Annotated in this window: 15 protein-coding genes; 10 read left to right on the top strand and 5 right to left on the bottom strand. The window is 68.8% G+C overall.

Annotated features, from left to right (window positions below; translation table 11 throughout):
* The first annotated feature begins 135 nt into the window (after positions 1–135).
* Entirely contained in the window at positions 136–1,017 is an 882-nt protein-coding gene (locus tag V5F26_RS05555) for a 3-hydroxybutyryl-CoA dehydrogenase (protein ID WP_234053538.1), read from the top strand.
* A 431-nt stretch (positions 1,018–1,448) separates the two neighbouring features.
* Here the strand turns inward: V5F26_RS05555 and V5F26_RS05550 are convergent, their stop codons facing one another.
* Together V5F26_RS05550 and V5F26_RS05545 are read right to left on the bottom strand one after the other, a co-directional pair.
* Positions 1,449–2,789: an ATP-binding protein gene (locus tag V5F26_RS05550; protein ID WP_394946889.1), complete on the bottom strand. Its 1,341-nt coding sequence runs from the start codon at positions 2,787–2,789 to the stop codon at positions 1,449–1,451.
* Complete coding sequence (locus V5F26_RS05545; RefSeq protein ID WP_394057244.1) at positions 2,786–3,517, bottom strand: response regulator; 732 nt, start codon at positions 3,515–3,517, stop codon at positions 2,786–2,788. The genes V5F26_RS05550 and V5F26_RS05545 overlap by 4 nt, the downstream gene beginning before the upstream one ends.
* Positions 3,518–3,716: 199 nt before the next feature.
* Between V5F26_RS05545 and V5F26_RS05540 the strand changes: the two genes are divergently transcribed.
* The gene (locus V5F26_RS05540; protein WP_394946888.1) at positions 3,717–4,466 is read left to right on the top strand and encodes a hypothetical protein; all 750 of its coding nucleotides are present in this window, start codon (positions 3,717–3,719) and stop codon (positions 4,464–4,466) included.
* 618 nt (positions 4,467–5,084) lie between these two features.
* Here V5F26_RS05540 and V5F26_RS05535 read toward each other — a convergent pair.
* On the bottom strand, positions 5,085–6,005 hold the full coding sequence (locus tag V5F26_RS05535) for a LysR family transcriptional regulator (protein WP_394057248.1): 921 nt from the start codon (positions 6,003–6,005) through the stop codon (positions 5,085–5,087).
* A gap of 96 nt (positions 6,006–6,101) precedes the next feature.
* On the opposite strand from V5F26_RS05535, the gene V5F26_RS05530 reads away from it, so the two are divergent.
* The 8 genes from V5F26_RS05530 to rpe all read left to right on the top strand — a co-directional run bounded on the left by V5F26_RS05530 (position 6,102) and on the right by rpe (position 15,865).
* Complete coding sequence (locus tag V5F26_RS05530) at positions 6,102–7,568, top strand: form I ribulose bisphosphate carboxylase large subunit (RefSeq protein ID WP_234053542.1); 1,467 nt, start codon at positions 6,102–6,104, stop codon at positions 7,566–7,568.
* 11 nt (positions 7,569–7,579) lie between these two features.
* Complete coding sequence (locus V5F26_RS05525; RefSeq protein ID WP_234053543.1) at positions 7,580–7,984, top strand: ribulose bisphosphate carboxylase small subunit; 405 nt, start codon at positions 7,580–7,582, stop codon at positions 7,982–7,984.
* A 119-nt stretch (positions 7,985–8,103) separates the two neighbouring features.
* Positions 8,104–9,054 (top strand): CbbX protein, encoded by a 951-nt coding sequence (gene cbbX, locus V5F26_RS05520; RefSeq protein WP_234053544.1) that lies wholly within the window; start codon positions 8,104–8,106, stop codon positions 9,052–9,054.
* Between the two features lie 82 nt (positions 9,055–9,136).
* Positions 9,137–10,216: a class 1 fructose-bisphosphatase gene (locus V5F26_RS05515; protein ID WP_394057250.1), complete on the top strand. Its 1,080-nt coding sequence runs from the start codon at positions 9,137–9,139 to the stop codon at positions 10,214–10,216.
* A gap of 19 nt (positions 10,217–10,235) precedes the next feature.
* Positions 10,236–11,111 carry a phosphoribulokinase gene (locus V5F26_RS05510; protein WP_234053546.1) on the top strand — a complete coding sequence of 292 codons (876 nt, stop codon included), beginning with the start codon at positions 10,236–10,238 and terminating at the stop codon, positions 11,109–11,111.
* Positions 11,112–11,565: 454 nt separating this feature from the next.
* Positions 11,566–13,605, top strand: coding sequence for a transketolase (gene tkt, locus V5F26_RS05505; protein ID WP_394946887.1), 2,040 nt, complete (start codon positions 11,566–11,568; stop codon positions 13,603–13,605).
* Between the two features lie 141 nt (positions 13,606–13,746).
* A complete protein-coding gene (gene fba, locus V5F26_RS05500; RefSeq protein WP_234053547.1) occupies positions 13,747–14,811 on the top strand; it encodes a class II fructose-bisphosphate aldolase in 1,065 nt (354 codons plus the stop codon).
* Between the two features lie 361 nt (positions 14,812–15,172).
* A complete protein-coding gene (rpe, locus tag V5F26_RS05495; protein ID WP_234053548.1) occupies positions 15,173–15,865 on the top strand; it encodes a ribulose-phosphate 3-epimerase in 693 nt (230 codons plus the stop codon).
* 248 nt (positions 15,866–16,113) lie between these two features.
* On the opposite strand, the gene murI is transcribed toward rpe, so the two are convergent.
* Together murI and scpC are read right to left on the bottom strand one after the other, a co-directional pair.
* On the bottom strand, positions 16,114–16,962 hold the full coding sequence (gene murI / locus V5F26_RS05490) for a glutamate racemase (protein WP_234053549.1): 849 nt from the start codon (positions 16,960–16,962) through the stop codon (positions 16,114–16,116).
* Between the two features lie 213 nt (positions 16,963–17,175).
* The gene (gene scpC / locus V5F26_RS05485) at positions 17,176–18,702 is read right to left on the bottom strand and encodes a succinyl-CoA:acetate CoA-transferase ScpC (RefSeq protein ID WP_234053550.1); all 1,527 of its coding nucleotides are present in this window, start codon (positions 18,700–18,702) and stop codon (positions 17,176–17,178) included.
* Between the last annotated feature and the right edge of the window lie 33 nt (positions 18,703–18,735).

Raw genomic sequence — 18,735 nt, 5'->3', positions numbered from 1 at the left:
CATGACGACAAGGAGCACGAGGGCGCCCGAGCCCCTCGTGCTCGGAAGGAACATCACGGCCGCAGCGGTGCCCCCCGCGCAGCCATCCTCATCCGGGTGCCGTCCCGCCGGCCCCTCATGCGAAATGAGAGAATCATGCCGATCGAGATCAAGAAGGTCGGGGTTATCGGCGCCGGCCAGATGGGCAACGGCATCGCTCACGTGTGCGCCCTCGCCGGCTACGACGTGTTCCTCAGCGACGCCGATCCCGAACGCTGCCGCGCCGGCATCGCCACCATCAACGGCAACATGGCCCGTCAGGTGTCCAAGGGCACCATCACCGAGGACGCCCGCCAGGCCGCGCTCGCGCGCATCTCCGTCGCCCCCGCGACCGAGGACCTCTCTCCCTGCGACATGGTGATCGAATCGGCCACCGAGCGCGAGGAGGTGAAGCGCAAGATCTTCACCGGCCTGTGCGCCGTGCTGCGCCCCGAGGCGCTGCTGGCCTCCAACACCTCATCCATCTCCATCACGCGCCTCGCCGCCGCCACCGACCGGCCGGAGCGCTTCATCGGCATTCACTTCATGAATCCGGTGCCGCTGATGGAGCTGGTGGAACTGGTGCGCGGCATCGCCACCGACGACGAGACCTTCGATGTGGCGAAGGGGTTCGTCTCCAGCCTCCACAAGACCTATGCGGTGGCGGAAGACTTCCCAGCCTTCATCGTCAACCGCATCCTGCTGCCCATGATCAACGAGGCCATCTATACCCTCTATGAGGGCGTGGGCTCGGTGGACGCCATCGACAAGGCCATGCGGCTCGGCGCCAACCATCCCATGGGCCCGCTGCAGCTGGCGGACTTCATCGGCCTCGACACCTGCCTTGCCATCATGCAGGTGCTGCACGAAGGCTTGGCCGATTCCAAGTACCGCCCCTGCCCGCTGCTGGTGAAGTATGTCGAGGCCGGCTGGCTCGGCCGCAAGACCAAGCGCGGCTTCTACGACTATCGCGGCGAAAAGCCCGTCCCCACCCGCTGAGCCGTCAGCGCTCCAAGGTTCCAAAGGCCCGGCCCCGCGCCGGGCCTTTTTCGTTCTGAGGCCCCGTCCCGGCGGGTGCCGCCTGTGCTCCCAAGCACCTTGCCTCGCGGCGCCGCTCGTCCCCGGCAGGCGCCCCTGCCACAGGCAGGAAGCCGCGAGGGCCGTGGCCCCGCGCCGGGAAAGGCCAGCAGCCTGGGCGGCGGCGACAATCTGCCAGCCGGCGGCTGGATCGGCTGTACCGGGAGGAGCGAAGCTGCAACCTCATACGGGCAGACTTGTGGATGTTCCTCCGGGGCGCCCCGGCCGGGGCCGTGCGGCTTCATGACTGCAGCGGCACATCCCGGCCCTGCTGCCCCCTCGCAGCTTCGACGTCCGGGGGGCTTCCGCGCGAAGCGGGAATCCGTTCGCTCGGAAGCGCGGGAAAGCAACGGCTAGCCCGGGCCGTGATTCCCCGTCTCCGGTGCCACTGCCGGCAGCTCCGCCCGCTGGAGAAGGCCGCCGCCGGGGCGGTTGACCAGGGTGAGCTTTCCGCCGTGACGACCCAAAATCTCGTTGGCGATGGCAAGGCCCAGCCCCGCCCCCGGAATCTTGGTCTGGCGGGCGGGATCCACCCGAAAGAAGGGCTCGAACACCTGCCCCATGAGCGCCTCGGGAATGCCCGGGCCGTCATCCTCGATGGTGAGCACGGCCCGCATGGCGCCACCGGTGGGCGCGCCATCGCAGCGCACCGCCACCCGCGCGCCGCCGCCATGGGTGGCGGCATTGACGACCAGGTTGCGCACCGCGCGCTTCAGCGAGAGCGGACGCCCCGGCACCAGCACGGGCTCAACCCCCAGGAGCGCCACGGTGCCGCCCGTCTCCGCCACTTCCCTCACCACCTCCTGCACCATCAGGTCGAGGCGCACGGGCTCGCCCGGCCCGGCCTCCACCTCCTCCCGCACGAGGCGGATGGCGCTGTCGGCGATGCGATCCAGCTCGGCAAGGTCGGAAAGCCATTGGGCCCGCTCCTCGTCATCGGGGATGAACTCGGCGCGCAGCCGCATGCGGGTGAGCGGCGTGCGCAGATCGTGGGCGGCGCCGGCGACGATGCGCATGCGACTGTCCATGGCCGCCTTGAGGCGCGCGGAGAGGCGGTTGATGGCCGCGGCCGCCGCCCTCACCTCCTCCGGCCCCTCCTCGGGCAGCACCGGCGGCTCGCCATTGGGGCCGATCTGGGCCGCCGCCTCCTCGATGAGGGACAACGGCTTCATGAGCCGGCGCATGACAAACAGCACCACCAGGGTGATGCCGGCCACCATCAGCACGAACCAGGTGGCAAGGTTGAGCGTCCAGCCGGCGCGCCCGGGCGCGCCCGGAGGCGGCGGCGGCAGGGGGCCATAGAGATTGGCCCGCGTCACCAGCCAGCGGCCGTCGGGCAGGTGCAGGGCCGCCATCGGCGCCATTTCCCCGGGCACGTTCAGCACCTCGACGGGATAGAAGATGCCGAGCCGTGCCAGGGCTTCCCGAAGCTGATTGGTGGCAAACGGGTTGAGGTCCCCAGCCGGCGGGCTGCCGCGAAAGCCCATTCCGCTCGTTCCGGCCGTCTCCCCGGCATGGGGTGCCTTGGTGGCCAGCGCCACCACGAAGGCAATGTGCTCCGCCGCGTCGTCGGCCACATGGGGCGGCGGGCCGCCCGGAGCCGTGAGGAAGAAGGAGGCGACGTTGGCGAACGCCACAACCAGCACCATGGCCACCACAAGAAGCGCCGTGACCTGCGCGCGCAGGCTCTTCATGACGCTTCCTCGGTCTCCACCCGCACCGCCAGCTGGTAGCCGCCATTCCGCAGGGTCTTGAGGATCTGGTAATTGCCCTGGTCACCCAGCTTGCGGCGCAGCCGGCTCACCAGCACATCCACCGAACGGTCGAAGGGCCCGGCCTCCCGCCCCTTGGTGATGTCCAGCAGCTGGTCACGCGAGAGGATGCGGCCCGGGCGCTCCAGGAACGCCATCAGGAGGTCGAACTCGGCCCCGGTCAGGGTCACCTCGCTGCCATCCTCGGCGGTGACGCGGCGCAGATCCGGCTCGGCGCGAAAGCCGGCGAATCGGAAACTGGCAGGCGTTGACTGCTGCTCCCCCCCGCTCGGCGCCACGCGCCGCAGCACGGCGCGGATGCGCGCCACCAGCTCGCGCGGGTTGAACGGCTTGCCGAGATAGTCGTCGGCGCCGATCTCAAGGCCGATGATGCGGTCCACATCCTCCTTCAGGGCGGTCAGCAGAATCACCGGCACGTTGGAGGTGGCGCGCAGCTCTCGGCACAGATCCAGGCCGGAGGCATCCGGCAGCATCAGATCCAGCACCACAAGATCGATTCGCTGAGTGGCGAGCTTTTCGCCCATCTCCCGGCCGTCTCCCGCCGTCGTCACGCGAAAGCCCTGCCCCACCAGATAACGGCCGAGCAGCTTCCGGATCTCCAGGTCGTCGTCGACGACGAGAACATGCGCACCAATGTCCACGGGCCTCATTCTCCTGTCTCCCCGGACCTTAACCGCCCTCGACCGTTTCCCGGCATCACCGGGTGCAACACTTCTTTGCCACGAGGCCCCCGGCAACGTTCGCTTACAAATCGGCGCGCGGCGGACAAATTGGGATACCAGCAGACCTTCGGCAGCAACAGGAGCGGCCCAAGGTGCCTCCATCGCAATCGTCGCAAGGGCGATGGACATGACACCTCGAACCGTTCGGCTGGCTTTGTTGTCCGGCGTCGCCGTCTGCCTGGCGGGGGCCGCCCTCGCCCAGGGCAGCCCGGCGAAGATCCAGGACCGCCTGCCGATGGAGCAATCGGCCAAGTCCGACCGCGCGGTACAGATGGCCGCGCTGGAGGTGCCCTTCGGTGCTCCCCCGCCTGCGGCGCCGGAAGGCCCCCGCTTCGCGGCCGGCGAGCCGAGATCGCAGGGCCCCGACGCCCGCCGCATGGGTCCTCCGCCCGGGGCCGAGCGCCCGATGGGCCATCCGGGCCGCCGGCCGATGGGGCCGCCGCCCGGTCCGCGCCCCGACCCGCTCGGCTATGCGCGGGCCCTGGCCGGAGCTGAGGCTGCCATCGGCATCCGCGCCGACCAGCTCGATGCCTGGCGCGACCTGACCGACGCGCTCCAGGCGAGCGCACCGCCGCCCGCCCCGTGCCGGCCGCGCCGCCCGGCGCCGGCCTGCCCGCAAGGCACGACGGCCGAAGGCGGAAATGCCGTCACGCCGGCCCCCTTCGGCGCCCTGGAGGCGCTTGCCGGGGGGCTGCAGGAACAGGGGCGTGTGGGCGAGCGCATCGCGCGGGCCATCAGCACCCTGAAGACCAAGCTGACGCAGGAACAGATGGAGCGCCTGGCGCGCATCGAGCCGGCCCTGCTGCCGCCTCCGCCCGGCGGCTTCCCCCCGCCTCCACCGCCCCCCGGCGGCCCGGGGCCAAGCGAAGAGGATTGAGGATCGCCCCCAGGCAGGGGGCTTCGGAAAGGAAGGGATACTCGCCGCCCTGATCGTCCCTTCCTGATGGCGAGCGTGCTTCGGCGCGCTCGCCATCCATCCCAGGCGCGACAACCACGCGCGCCTGAAACCGCCCCCCGCCCCGGGGGCATGTGTGGCCAGCGCAGCCAGCCCGCGCCGACGTTTCGGCCCCACCGCCCCCCGGTGGACCGGAACACGACACGCAGGATTGAAATCGCCCCCACGGTGGGGGCCTTGGGAAGGAAGGGACTCTCGCCGCCCTGAGATCATCCCTTCCCGACGGCGAGCGCGCTCCGGCGCGCTCGCCGCTCCCCTCAGAGCCAAGGCGTTCCGCGTTCGGATCCGCCTCCGCCCCAGAGGCATCCGCGGCCAGCGCTGCCGCCCTCTCGCCGCCGACTCGGCCCCACCGCCCCCCGGTGGACCGCAGCGCACGGCGCAGGGGATTGAAATCGCCCCCACGGTCGGGGGCATCGGAACAGGAAGGGATTCTCGCCGCCCTGATCGTCCCTTCCTAGCAGCGGGTGCGCCTCGGCGCGCCCGCTGCGCCGTTTTGCGCCGGCCCGGCGTCGATCCGCACCCGCACGGGCACGATGTCTCTCAGCGCGACATCCGCGGCAGGAAGCTGCCGCCTTCTTCCGCAAGGAATTCGTTCAAGGCCTGCCCCGCCGGCAGCAGGCGCTTCTCCCGCGCGCGCACCACCAGCCATTGGCGCATCACCGGCAGCCCCGCCACATCCAGAACCGCCAGCCGCCCGTCCGCCACCTCCGCGGCCACCGTGTGGGCGGAAATGAAGCTGAGGCCCAGCCCCGCCATCACCGCCTGCTTGATGGTCTCGTTGGAGCCGATCTCCATGGCGATGGCAGGCGCCTGGGCGCCCGCCTCCTCGAACACCCGCTCCATCAGGATGCGCGTGCCCGAGCCCGGCTCGCGCACCAGGAAAGCCTCCTTGGCCAGCTCATGCGGCGACAGGCGCTTGCGCCGCGCCAGCCGGTGCTCGGTCGGAGAGATGATCACATGGGGATGGTCGCCGATGACCAGCGTTTCCGCGTCCAGCTCCGCCGGCGGGCGGCCCATCACCGCCAGGTCGAAATCGAGGGTCTTCAAGCCGGAGATGATTTCGGCGCGGTTGCCGATCACCAGCTTCAGCTCAATGCTCGGAAAGCGCTTGCGGAAGGCGGCCAGGGCCATGGGCGCGAAATATTTCGCGGTGGAGACCACGCCCACCACCACCGAGCCCTGCTCCGGGCTGCGCAGGGCGACGATGGCGCGCTCAGCGTCCGCCACCGCCAGGGCGACGCGCTGCGACGCAGCAATCAGCTCCCGTCCCGCGGCCGTCGGTCGCATCTTTCCACCGATGCGCTCGAACACCGGCATCTGAAGCTCGTCTTCCAACGCCTTCATCTGAGCGGTCACCGCCGGTGGGCTCAAACCCAGTTCCTGTCCCGCTTTTGCGTAGGACCCCATGGCGTCCGCCAGGGCAACGAGGCGGAGCTGCTTCAATGTCAGGTGCAGCGCCATATTCCATTTTCCGGAATGTTGTGTTCAGTTCATTCAAATTTACATAAATCGCGGCCGGATGCAACTTTGGTCCAACAAAACAGGAGGGCCGCCAACATGGGTGCCGACGCCGCCATCGGGCAGATCAAGGATGCGAAGAAGAGGTACGCCGCGGGCGTGCTGAAATATGCCCAGATGGGCTATTGGGATGGCGACTACCAGCCGAAGGACACCGATGTCCTGGCGCTGTTCCGCATCACCCCCCAGGAGGGCGTGGATCCCGTCGAGGCCGCGGCCGCAGTCGCCGGTGAAAGCTCCACCGCCACCTGGACCGTGGTGTGGACCGACCGCCTCACCGCCGCCGACGTCTACCGGGCCAAGGCCTACAAGGTGGAGCCGGTGCCGGGCCAGCCGGGCCAGTACTTCTGCTATGTGGCCTATGACCTCGACCTGTTCGAGGAAGGCTCCATCGCCAACCTCACCGCCTCCATCATTGGCAACGTGTTCTCGTTCAAGCCGCTGAAGGCCGCGCGCCTGGAGGACATGCGTCTTCCGGTGGCCTATGTGAAGACCTTCCGCGGCCCGCCGACGGGCATCGTGGTGGAGCGCGAGCGCCTCGACAAGTTCGGCCGCCCGCTTCTGGGCGCCACCACCAAGCCGAAGCTGGGTCTTTCCGGCAAGAACTACGGCCGCGTCGTGTATGAGGCCCTCAAGGGCGGCCTTGATTTCGTGAAGGATGACGAGAACATCAACTCGCAGCCCTTCATGCACTGGCGCGACCGCTTCCTCTACTGCATGGAAGCCGTCAACAAGGCCCAGGCCGAGACCGGCGAGGTGAAGGGGCACTACCTCAACATCACCGCCGGCACCATGGAGGAGATGTACCGCCGCGCGGACTTCGCCAAGGAGCTCGGCTCCGCCATCGTGATGGTGGACCTGATCGTGGGTTGGACGGCCATCCAGTCCATCTCCAACTGGTGCCGCGAGAACGACATGATCCTCCACATGCACCGCGCGGGGCATGGCACCTACACGCGGCAGAAGAGCCATGGCGTCTCCTTCCGCGTCATCGCCAAGTGGCTGCGCCTGGCCGGTGTCGACCACCTGCATGCGGGCACCGCCGTGGGCAAGCTGGAAGGCGACCCCATGACCGTGCAGGGCTACTACAATGTCTGCCGCGAGATGACGACGAAGACCGACCTGCAGCGCGGCATCTTCTTCGACCAGGATTGGGGCGGCCTGCGCAAGGTGATGCCGGTGGCCTCCGGCGGCATCCACGCCGGCCAGATGCACCAGCTCATCGACCTGTTCGGCGAGGATGTGGTGCTTCAGTTCGGCGGCGGCACCATCGGCCATCCCGATGGCATCCAGGCCGGCGCGACCGCCAACCGCGTGGCGCTCGAAGCCATGATCCTCGCCCGCAACGAGGGCCGGGACATCCGCAATGAGGGCCCCGAAATCCTCATCAACGCCGCCAAGACCTGCGCCCCGCTCAAGGCCGCACTCGATACCTGGGGCGAGGTGACCTTCAACTACGCCTCCACCGACACGTCCGACTACGTGCCCACCGCGTCCGTGGCCTGAGGAGAGAAGACATGCGCATTACCCAAGGAGCCTTCTCCTTCCTGCCCGACCTCACCGACGCGCAGATCAAGGCCCAGGTGCAGTATTGCCTGGAGCAGGGTTGGGCGGTCTCGGTGGAATACACGGACGATCCCCATCCCCGGAACAATTACTGGGAGATGTGGGGCCCGCCCATGTTCGACCTGAAGGACGCGGCCGGCGTGTTCAGCGAGATCGCCGCCTGCCGCAACACCTTCCCCAACCACTATGTGCGGGTGAATGCCTTCGACTCCAGCCGCGGCTGGGAGACGGTGCGCCTCTCCTTCATCGTCCAGCGGCCGGCTAAGGAAGATGGCTTCCGCCTCGACCGCACCGAGTGGGAAGGCCGCACCCAGCGCTATGCCCTGCGCCATCGCGCCCAGTTCGAGGCGCGCTGACCTCGAATGACGGCGCCGGCCGCCCGCGTTTGTCTGCCTTCGCGGGCGGCCCCTGATCCCCTTTCACCGCTTCACCAGCGCGGCTGTTCCCACCGCGCAACTTAGCCGAGGATCGAGTGATGCTGGACGCAACCCTCTCCGCTCCGCCCGCCGCGTTGCCGGCGCGGGACGCCGACGGCAAGCTCGACCTCGGTGCTCTCTTCACCGAAAGCGAGGTGCCGGAATTCCTGGCCGACCTCGAAGCCGACCTCATCGGCCTGAAGCCGGTGAAGCGCCGCATCCGCGAGATCGCGGCCCATCTCGTCATCGGCCGCGCGCGGGAGCAACTGGGCCTCACCGCCGGCGCGCCGACCCTGCACATGACGTTCACGGGCAATCCCGGCACCGGCAAGACCACCGTCGCCCTCAAGATGGCCCAAATCCTCCACCGGCTGGGCTATGTGCGGCGCGGACACCTGGTCTCCGTGACGCGTGACGACCTGGTGGGCCAATATATCGGCCACACCGCGCCGAAGACCAAAGAGATCCTGAAGAAGGCCATGGGCGGCGTGCTGTTCATCGACGAGGCCTATTATCTCTACCGGCCCGAGAATGAGCGCGATTACGGCCAGGAGGCCATCGAGATCCTGCTGCAGGTGATGGAGAACCAGCGCGACGATCTGGTGGTGATCCTTGCCGGCTACAAGGACCGCATGGACCGCTTCTTTGAAAGCAATCCCGGCTTCCGCTCCCGCATCGCCCACCACATCGACTTCCCCGATTATGAGGATGAGGAGCTGGTGGCCATCGCCCGGTCCATGGCGGACGCCGCCGACTATCGCTTCAGCCCCGAGGCCGAGCGGGCGCTCGTGGAATATGTGACGGCGCGGCGCGGCCAGCCGAATTTCGCCAACGCCCGTTCCATCCGCAACGCCTTCGATCGCATGCGCCTGCGCCAGTCGCTGCGCCTGTTCGACACCGCCGGCCTCATCGATCGCGAGGCGCTGGAGACCATCACCGAAGGGGATGTGCGCGCAAGTCGCGTCTTCTCCGGCGGCATCGACGCCCCGCGCAGCGCGGCGAGCGTGTAAGACTAAAGTCCGATCTGGATCAAATCAGACGACGGCCCGCCGAACGGTCCGCAAGGGCAAAGCCCTCAGGGAGACGAACGTCATGTTGGAGCCTCAGGCGGCGCCGGCCGCCGCGCCTTGCGCCACATCCGGCATCAGCCTTTCCGCCGCGCTCGACGAGTGGGCGGGCGAGGACAGCGCGCGCCGGCAGGTGGCCCTCACCCTCAACGCCCTGGCCAAGGGGGCGGTGGCGCTCGCCGCCAGGATCGCCGAAGGCCCGCTCAGCGGCGATCTCGGCGCCACCCTTTCTTCCGGCGAGGCCGGCGAGGGACAGAAGGCGCTGGACGTGATCGCCAATGATCTCGTCATCGGCGCCCTGGCCGAAGCCCCGGTGGCCGCGGTCGCATCCGAGGAGAACGAGGCCCCCGTGCTGCTGGCGGCGGACGCCCCGCTGCTGGTGGCCATCGACCCGCTCGACGGCTCGTCCAATATCGACACCGACATTTCGGTGGGCACCATCTTCGCGGTGTTCCGCCGGCCGGAGGGGGCAAACGCCGCCGATCCCGCCGCCTTCTTCCAGAACGGGCGCGACCAGCTCGCCGCCGGCTATGTGGTCTACGGACCCCATGTGGCGCTGATGCTCACGGTCGGTGCCGGCACGTGGCACTTCGCCCTGGACCGCGAGGGCACGTTCCGCCTGGTGAATGCGGCGGTGAGCGTGAAGGAGGGCCTGGCGGAGTTCGCCATCAACATGTCGAACTACCACCACTGGGACGAGCCCGTGCGCGCCTATGTGGACGATTGCCTGGCCGGCAAGAATGGCCCGCGTGAGCGCGAGTTCAACATGCGCTGGGTGGCCTCCATGGTGGCCGATGCCCACCGCATCTTCCGCCGGGGCGGCATCTATCTCTATCCGGGCGACGGTCGGAAGGGCTACGCCCACGGCCGCCTGCGCCTGCTGTACGAGGCCTTCCCGGTCGCCTTCCTGATGGAGCAGGCGGGCGGCGCCGCCTGCGACGGGCGCGCCGACATCCTGGACCGCACCGCCGAGGCGCTGCACCAGCGGGTGCCGTTCGTGTTCGGCGCCAAGGACGAGGTGACGCGCGTGGCGCGCTACCACCTTTCGCCCGCGGGCCATGGCGAGCGCTCGCCCTTGTTCACGCGGCGCGGCCTGTTCATCTGATTTCCGGCGGGGCTCAAGAATGTCGGTCAAGCATCCCATCATCGTCGTCACCGGCTCTTCGGGCGCGGGAACGACCTCGGTCAAGCGCACCTTCGAGCAGATCTTCCGCCGCGAGGGCGTGAAGGCGGCCTATGTGGAGGGCGACGCCTTCCACCGCTACGACCGCCTTGAAATGCGCGAGCTGATGGCCGCCGAGGCGGCCAAGGGCAACAAGCACTTCAGCCACTTTTCCCCCGACACCAACCTGCTCGGGGAACTGGAAACCCTGTTCCGGGACTATGGCGCCACCGGCTCCGGCCGCTTCCGCCACTATGTGCACGATGCGGGCGAAGCCAAGCTCTACGGCGCCGAGCCCGGCCGCTTCACCCAGTGGGAGGATGTGGAGGCGGACACCGACGTGCTCTTCTATGAGGGCCTGCACGGCGCCGTTGTCACCGACGACATCAACATCGCCCAGCATGCGGACCTGAAGATCGGCGTGGTTCCGGTGATCAACCTCGAATGGATCCAGAAGATCCATCGCGACAAGGCCACCCGCGGCTATTCCACGGAAGATGTCACTGACACCATCCTGCGCCGCATGCCCGATTACGTGCACTATATCTGCCCGCAATTCACGGAGACGGACATCAACTTCCAGCGCGTGCCGACGGTGGACACGTCCAACCCGTTCGTCGCCCGCTGGATCCCGACGCCGGACGAATCCATGGTGGTGATCCGCTTCCGCGACCCCCACGGCATCGATTTCCCGTACCTGCTCTCCATGATCCACAACAGCTTCATGTCGCGGGCGAATTCCATCGTCATTCCGGGCAACAAGCAGGATCTCGCCATGCAGCTCCTGCTGACGCCCCTCATCATGAAGCTGATGGACCGGAAGCGCCGGGCCGGCTGAGGCCCGCCTTCCCGAAACCACATCGCGGACCTGCTCCCGGCGCCGGCCCAGCTGGCGCCGAACGGAAACGGCTGGCCCGCGTGCTCCGCTCCCGCGCGTGGGGGAGACAGGGGGAGGGTGGCACGTTCTATGAGCCCTAGGACGCGTGGCAGCCACCCTCCCCCAGTTCTCGCGCCGCGCCGGACCCGGGCCATGCCGGGGACCACCCCGGTCATCGCCCTCCCCTCGCGGGGCGGGCTGCGGCAGCGGCGCGATGCCGCCCGGTGCCGGGCGGGTCCGCTCAAACATCATGCGGGCTTGCATCACGCGGGCTCGGCCAACGGCCCGGGAGCCCTGCCCGCGGGCCGTCGAAATCCAAGCCAAGCCCGCGGCCCCCAAGCCCAAGCGCGCAAACCTTCAGAGCGAAGGGAAACAAGCCGCAAGGGGACCCAAGGTTGCGAAGGGAGAGAACATCATGACCGCGCACGCCGTGCTGACAGAACCAGCCCTCGACCGTTCCCCGGGCGCCTTGGCCTGGCCCGTCACCGCCGCCGTGCGCGCACTCGCCATGGATGCGGTGGAGCAGGCGAAATCGGGCCATCCCGGCGCCCCCCTGGGCATGGCGGAAATCGCCGCCGTGCTGTGGCGCGAGCATCTGCGGCACAATCCCGCCGATCCCTCCTGGCCCGACCGCGACCGCTTCGTGCTCTCCAACGGGCATGGCTCCATGCTCATCTATGCGCTGCTGCACCTGACGGGCTATGACCTGCCCATCGCCGAGCTGAAGCGCTTCCGCCAGCTCCACGCCCGCACGCCCGGCCATCCGGAAGTGGGCATGACGCCGGGCGTGGAGACCACCACCGGCCCGCTGGGCCAGGGCCTCGCCAATGCGGTGGGCATGGCGCTGGCGGAAAAGACCCTGGCCGCCCAGTTCAACCGGCCCGGCCTCGCCATCGTCGACCATCGCACCTTCGTGTTCCTGGGCGACGGCTGCCTGATGGAAGGCGTCAGCCACGAGGCCTGCTCCCTGGCGGGGCGGCTCGGCCTCGGCAAGCTCGTCGCCTTCTATGACGACAACGGCATCTCCATCGACGGCAAGGTGGAGGAGTGGTTCCCTGACGACACCCCCGCCCGCTTCGAGGCCTATGGTTGGCACGTCGTGCGCGATGTGGACGGCCACGACCCCGCCGCCCTCGCCAAGGCCATGGATGCCGCCTTGGCGGAAACCGGCAAGCCCTCCCTCATCTGCTGCAAGACCGTCATCGGCCGGGGCGCGCCCACCAAGCAGGGCCACCAGGACACCCACGGCGCGCCCTTGGGCGCGGACGAGATCGCGCGCACCCGGGCCGCCATGGGCTGGACCCACGCGCCGTTCGAGATTCCCGACGAGGTCTATGCCGCGTGGGACGCCCGCAAGACCGGCGCCGCCCGCCAGCAGGCCTGGGAAGCCCGCATGGCCGCCTATGAGCGCGCCTATCCCGACGAGGCCGCCGAATTCCGCCGCCGCCTGGCCGGCGACCTTTCCGCAGCCTTCACCTCCACCTTCGATGCGGCGCTCGAAGCCGCCATCGCGAAGAAGGAGAACATCGCCACCCGCAAGGCCAGCCAGCAGGCGCTGGCGGCGCTGGCCCCGGCGGTGCCCGAATTCCTGGGCGGCTCGGCGGACCTTGCCCATTCCAACCTCACCACCTTCCCCGGCTCCACCCCGGTGACGCGGGACCCGGCGGGCAACCAGGTGCTCTACGGGGTGCGCGAGTTCGGCATGTCGGCCATCGCCAACGGCATCGCCCTGCACGGCGGCTTCATCCCGTTCGTGGCCACGTTCCTGGTGTTCTCGGACTATGCCCGCAACGCCATGCGCATGAGCGCGCTGATGGGGCAAAGGGTCATCTACATCCTCACCCACGATTCCATCGGCCTGGGAGAGGACGGGCCCACCCACCAGCCGGTGGAGCATGTGGAGAGCCTGCGCCTCATCCCCAACCTGGATGTCTGGCGCCCCGCCGACACGGTGGAAACACTGGTGGCCTGGCGCTGCGCCCTCGCGCGCAAGAACGGCCCGTCCGCCCTCATCCTCTCGCGCCAGAACCTGCCGTGCTGGGAGCACTCGGCCACACAGGCGGAAGCCATGGCCGACGGCGCCTATGTGGTGCGCGAGAGCGCCGCGCCGCCCAAGGCGGTGCTGGTGGCCACCGGCTCCGAGGTGAAGCTGGCTCATGCCGCCGCTGAGCTTCTGGAGGCCGAGGGCGTGCCCACCCGCCTCGTCTCCATGCCCTGCCGCGACCGGTTCGAGGCGCTGTCCGAGGAAGCGCGCGCGGCGCTGGTTCCCGCCATCATCCCTATCGTGACGGTGGAAGCGGGGGTGACGCGCGGCTGGCGGGGGCTCGGCTGCTCCGGCGTCACCGCCATCGGCATCGACCGGTTCGGCGAATCCGCCCCTGAAAAGGACCTCTGGCCCCTGTTCGGCTTCACCGCCGAGAAGGTGGCTGAAGCCGTGCGCCGCGCGGCCGAGTGAGCCACATGCCCTCTCCCGCCAGCGGGGGAGGGATCGGAAGAGAGCCGCCGCCACCTTCCATCAACGGAGCCCGGGAGCGCGCCGCCCGTGCGGCGGCGGAAGCGACCCGCACAAACGACAGACGAACCAAGGGAGAGGACAATGGCCCTCGTGTCCATGCGCCAGCTGCTTGACCATGCGGCGGAGCATTCCTACGGCCTTCCGGCCTTCAACGTGAACAACATGGAGCAGGTGAAGGCCATCATGGAGGCGGCCCGCGCCACCTCATCGCCGGTCATCCTCCAGGGCTCGGCGGGCGCGCGCAAATATGCGGGCGAGCCGTTTTTGCGCCACCTCATCGCCGCCGCGGTGGAAGCCTATCCGGAAATCCCGGTGGTGATGCACCAGGACCATGGCGCCTCCCCCGCCGTGTGCCTCGCGGCCATCAAGTCCGGCTTCTCCTCGGTGATGATGGACGGCTCCCTGAAGGAAGACGGCAAAACCCCCGCCGATACCGAGTACAACACCGCCGTCACCGCCAAGGTGGTGGAATTCGCCCATGCGGTGGGCGTCTCGGTGGAAGGCGAGCTGGGCTGCCTCGGCTCCCTGGAAACCGGCAAGGGCGAGGCGGAGGACGGCCACGGGGCCGAGGGCACCCTCGACCATTCCAAGCTGCTCACCGATCCGGACGAGGCCGCCCAGTTCGTGAAGGCCACCCAGTGCGACGCGCTCGCCATCGCCATCGGCACCTCTCACGGCGCCTACAAGTTCACCCGCAAGCCCACCGGCGACATTCTCGCCATCGAGCGGGTGAAGGCCATCCACCAGCGCATTCCCACCACCCACCTGGTGATGCACGGCTCCTCCTCCGTACCCCAGGAGCTGCTGGAAGAGATCCGCACCTATGGCGGCGACATCAAGGAAACCTATGGCGTGCCGGTGGAGGAGATCCAGGAGGGCATCCGCTACGGCGTGCGCAAGGTGAACATCGACACCGACATCCGCCTCGCCATGACCGCTGCCATGCGCCGGGTGGCGGCCAAGAACCCTTCCGAGTTCGATCCGCGCAAGCTGCTCACCGCCGCCATGGACGAGGCCAAGAAGGTGTGCATCTCCCGCTTCGAGGCGTTCGGCTCCGCCGGCCAGGCCGAGAAGATCCGCCCCATCGACCTGGATGACATGGCCCGGCGCTACGCCGCCGGCAGCCTCAGCCAGACGGTGCATTGATGCCAAAGGCCCATGGGCCTGCCCCTTGGGTATGCTTCATGGGCCTGCGTCTTCGGCCTTTGAGGCCCCTCGCGCGGCGCTTGAGCAAGCGCGCTGGCTCCGGTCGAAGACCGGCGTCGAGGGGCTGATGCCCCCCACGCGGACGCTGACCGCGTGGGACCGACAGGTGACCTGCCGTCCCCGGGCAGGACGCGGAGCCGCCGGCGCGCAGCCGCCGCGGCGAAGGGCCGGGGTGCCGGGAGCGACCTCACCCGGCGCCCCGGCCCCGGCGGGCCACGCACCTGTCATCACCATGACGTGGAGAACCGGCCCAAGGCCGGGTATGAAGAGCATCGATCGAAGACCCCTCAAGGAGGCTCCCATGGCCCGCGCGCACCCCATCATCGCCCCGTCCATCCTCTCGGCGGACTTCGCCCGCCTCGGCGCCGAGGTGCAGGCGGTGCTCGACGGTGGGGCCGAGTGGATCCATTTCGACGTGATGGACAATCACTACGTGCCGAACCTCACCATCGGCCCGCTCGTGCTCCAGTCCCTGCGCAAGACCACCGACGCCTTCGTCGACGTGCACCTGATGGTGAAGCCGGTGGATGGCATGATCGAGGCCTTCGCAGCCGCCGGCGCCAGCCTCATCTCCTTCCATCCGGAAGCCAGCGAGCATGTGGACCGCTCGCTCCAGCTCATCCGCTCCAAGGGCGTGAAGGCGGGCCTGGTGCTGAACCCGGCCACCCCCCTCTCGGTGCTCGACTACACGCTGGACGCGCTCGACCTGGTGCTGGTGATGTCGGTGAACCCCGGCTTCGGCGGACAGGCCTTCATTCCGAGCGCGCTCGACAAGCTGAAGGCGATCCGCGAGCGCATCGACGCCTCGGGCCGCGACATCCGCCTGGAGATCGACGGCGGGGTGAAGGTGGACAATATCGGCGCCATCGCGGCGGCCGGCGCCGACACGTTCGTGGCTGGCAGCGCCATTTTCGGCGCCAAGGACTACGCCGCCACCATCGCCGCCATGAAGGGTGAGATCGCGGCCGCCACCGGCCCCGCCGCGGCCGCCTGAGCCGGCCGGCCGCCCCCTGAGAATGAAGGCCCGTGAGCCTGGCTCGCGGGCCTTTTCCATCCGTGGGTTGCGGCGGCACCGGCGGGACGCGCGCTCGCGGGAAAGAACATCGAGACCGGACATCTCAAATCGCCCGCGCCATCAGCCGTGACGCTTGCGCAAGGCCGACGCGACCGGGAGCCCGACAGGTCCATTCCACGCCTCCGGGGCGCCGACCGGTTCGGCCCCGGGGCCCTCAGATCATGCCGTCACAGCGCCGGTTCGAACGCCACCGCGCGGCCGAAGAAGCGGGAGGCGATCCGTGACGCGAGGTCCGGTGCGCCGGTGGTGAGGAAGCGGCGGACGCCGGCACCGCGCGTGTCGAGATCCGGGTGCCGGTCAAGATAGGCGCGCAGGCTCATGGCCGTCACCTGGGGCTGGGAGAGGATCTGCGTCGTCGCCGGAAGCGCGCGGCGGAACAGGGGCTCCACCAGCGGATAATGGGTGCAGCCGAGGATGCAGACATCGGGCTCGCGGCCGCCCATGCCCGCGCGCAGGTCGGCCACATAGCCCTCGACCGCGCGAGCCAGCTCCGCCTCGCCGGCATCATCCTCGATCAGGCGCACCAGGCTCGGGCAGGCCTGCTGCCACACCGCCACATGGGGCGCGCGCTTGTGGATCTCCCCCGCGAACGCTCCGCTGTCCACCGTATGGCGCGTGGCGAACACGGCCACCGCCACCTTGGCGGCGCCATCCACACGGGGAAGGGGCGGCTGGTCCGCGATCCAGGGCACCCCGGTCACCTCTTCCACCACCGGCACGATGACACCGAGCACTCGCCGCTCGGGATAAAGGCGGGGCAGCCATTCGTGCTGCAAGCGCCGCAGCCCGCGCGCCGCGGCCGTGTTGCAGGCCAGGATGACCAGCCCGCAATCCTCGCGGAACAGGCGCTCCACCGCGCGCACGGTGAGGGCGTAGATCTCCTCGGGCGACTTGTCGCCATAGGGCGCGTGGGCGTGGTCGCCGAGATAGATGAGGTTCCGGTCCGGCAGGGCCGCGTCGAGGGCACGCATGACCGTAAGGCCGCCGCTCCCCGAATCGAAGACACCGATATTCATGGTGAACTTCATGCCGCGAAAGACGCGCCGGGGCCAGAGGTTGAAACCATGCCGCGACCAGCTGCTGCGCCGGGGAGATGGACCATGCGGAAGCGACAAGATCCGGCGGTCGATGGCGGGAGAGCATGGCACGCCCGCAGCCGGGTGGGCCGTGTGAACCCGACCCGGCGGAACTGCGAGGCCCGCGAGCGATACTCGCGGGCCTGCCGGGCATCAGGCGATCTTGCGTTCCGCCTTGGCGTGCATGGAACCGGTCTCGCGGGCCCGCACATGCCAGGACAGGGCTTCCTCGATGACGTGCGGCGTGTGGCCGCCGCGCGCGGTGGCGCGGGCGAAATAGTCTTCCATCTCGTCGCGGAAGGAGGGGTGCACGCAATTGTCGATGATGACGCGCGCCCGTTCGCGCGGCGCCAGCTCGCGCAGATCCGCGAGGCCCACCTCGGTGACAAGGATGTCCACATCGTGCTCGGTGTGGTCCACATGGCTCACCATGGGCACCACCGAGGAGATCGCGCCGCCCTTGGCGATGGACTTGGTGACGAACACCGACAGATAGGCATTGCGCGCGAAGTCGCCCGAGCCGCCAATGCCGTTCATCATATGGGTGCCGCCCACATGGGTGGAGTTCACATTGCCATAGATGTCGAACTCGAGCGCCGTGTTGATGCCGATGATGCCCAGGCGGCGGATAATCTCCGGATGGTTGGAGATTTCCTGCGGCCGCAGGATGAGGCGCGACTTGTAGTCGGTGATGTGCGGCATCACTTGGTCGTGCTTGGCTTTCGACAGGGTGATGGACGAGCCCGAGGCGAAATTCAGCTTGCCGGCGTCGAACAGGTCGAAGGTCGAATCCTGCAGCACCTCGGAATACATGGTGAGGTCATGGAACGGGCTCTCGATGAAGCCGTGCATGACCGCGTTGGCGATGGTGCCGATGCCGGCCTGGAGCGGCTGCAGGCGCTCGGTGAGCCGGCCCACCTTCACTTCATGGCCCAGGAACTCCATGAGGTTGGAGGCGATGGCCGCCGTCTCATGGTCGGGCGGCAGCACGTTGGAGGCCGAATCCAGCTTCTCGGTGATGACGATGGCGGCGATCTTCTCCGGCGGCACCGGAATGAAGGGCAAGCCCACTCGGCTCTCGGGGGTCACCACCGGGATCGGCTCGCGGAACGGGCGGCGGGTGGGAATGTAGATGTCGTGCAGGCCTTCCAGCTCGGCCGGCTGGGTCAGGTTGATCTCGACGATCACCTTTTCCGCCAGGATGGCGAAGGTGGCCGAATTGCCGACGGACGTGGTGGGCACGATGCCACCGGACGCGGTGATGCCCACCGCCTCGATGATCGCGACGTCGATGGGGCCCAGCTGGCGGGTGCGCAGGTGCTCCACCGTCTCCGACAGATGCTGGTCGACGAACATCACCTCGCCGGCATTGATGGCCTTGCGCAGCGCCGGGTCGGACTGGAACGGGATGCGGCGCGAGAGCAGGTGCGCCTCGGCCATCTGCTTGTCGAGGTCGTTGCCCAGCGAGGCGCCGGTGATGAGCGTGACCTTGAGGGGCTCGCCCTTGGCGTGCGCCTCCTTCGCCCGGGCGGCGAGCGCCATGGGCACCGCCTTGGCCTCACCCGCGCGGGTGAACCCGCTCATGCCCAGGATCATCCCATCCTTGATATGGCTGGCAGCCTCGTCCGCGGACACGATCTTGTCACGCAGGGAGGCGAGGCGAATGCGGTCTTGAGGCATGGTGGCGTTTCCCCCGAGGGTTTCCTCGAACAG

Source organism: Xanthobacter variabilis (genome assembly GCF_043831965.2).
In the GTDB taxonomy this organism is placed as follows: Bacteria; Pseudomonadota; Alphaproteobacteria; order Rhizobiales; family Xanthobacteraceae; genus Xanthobacter.
This window is presented reverse-complemented; position numbering and strand designations above follow the sequence as displayed.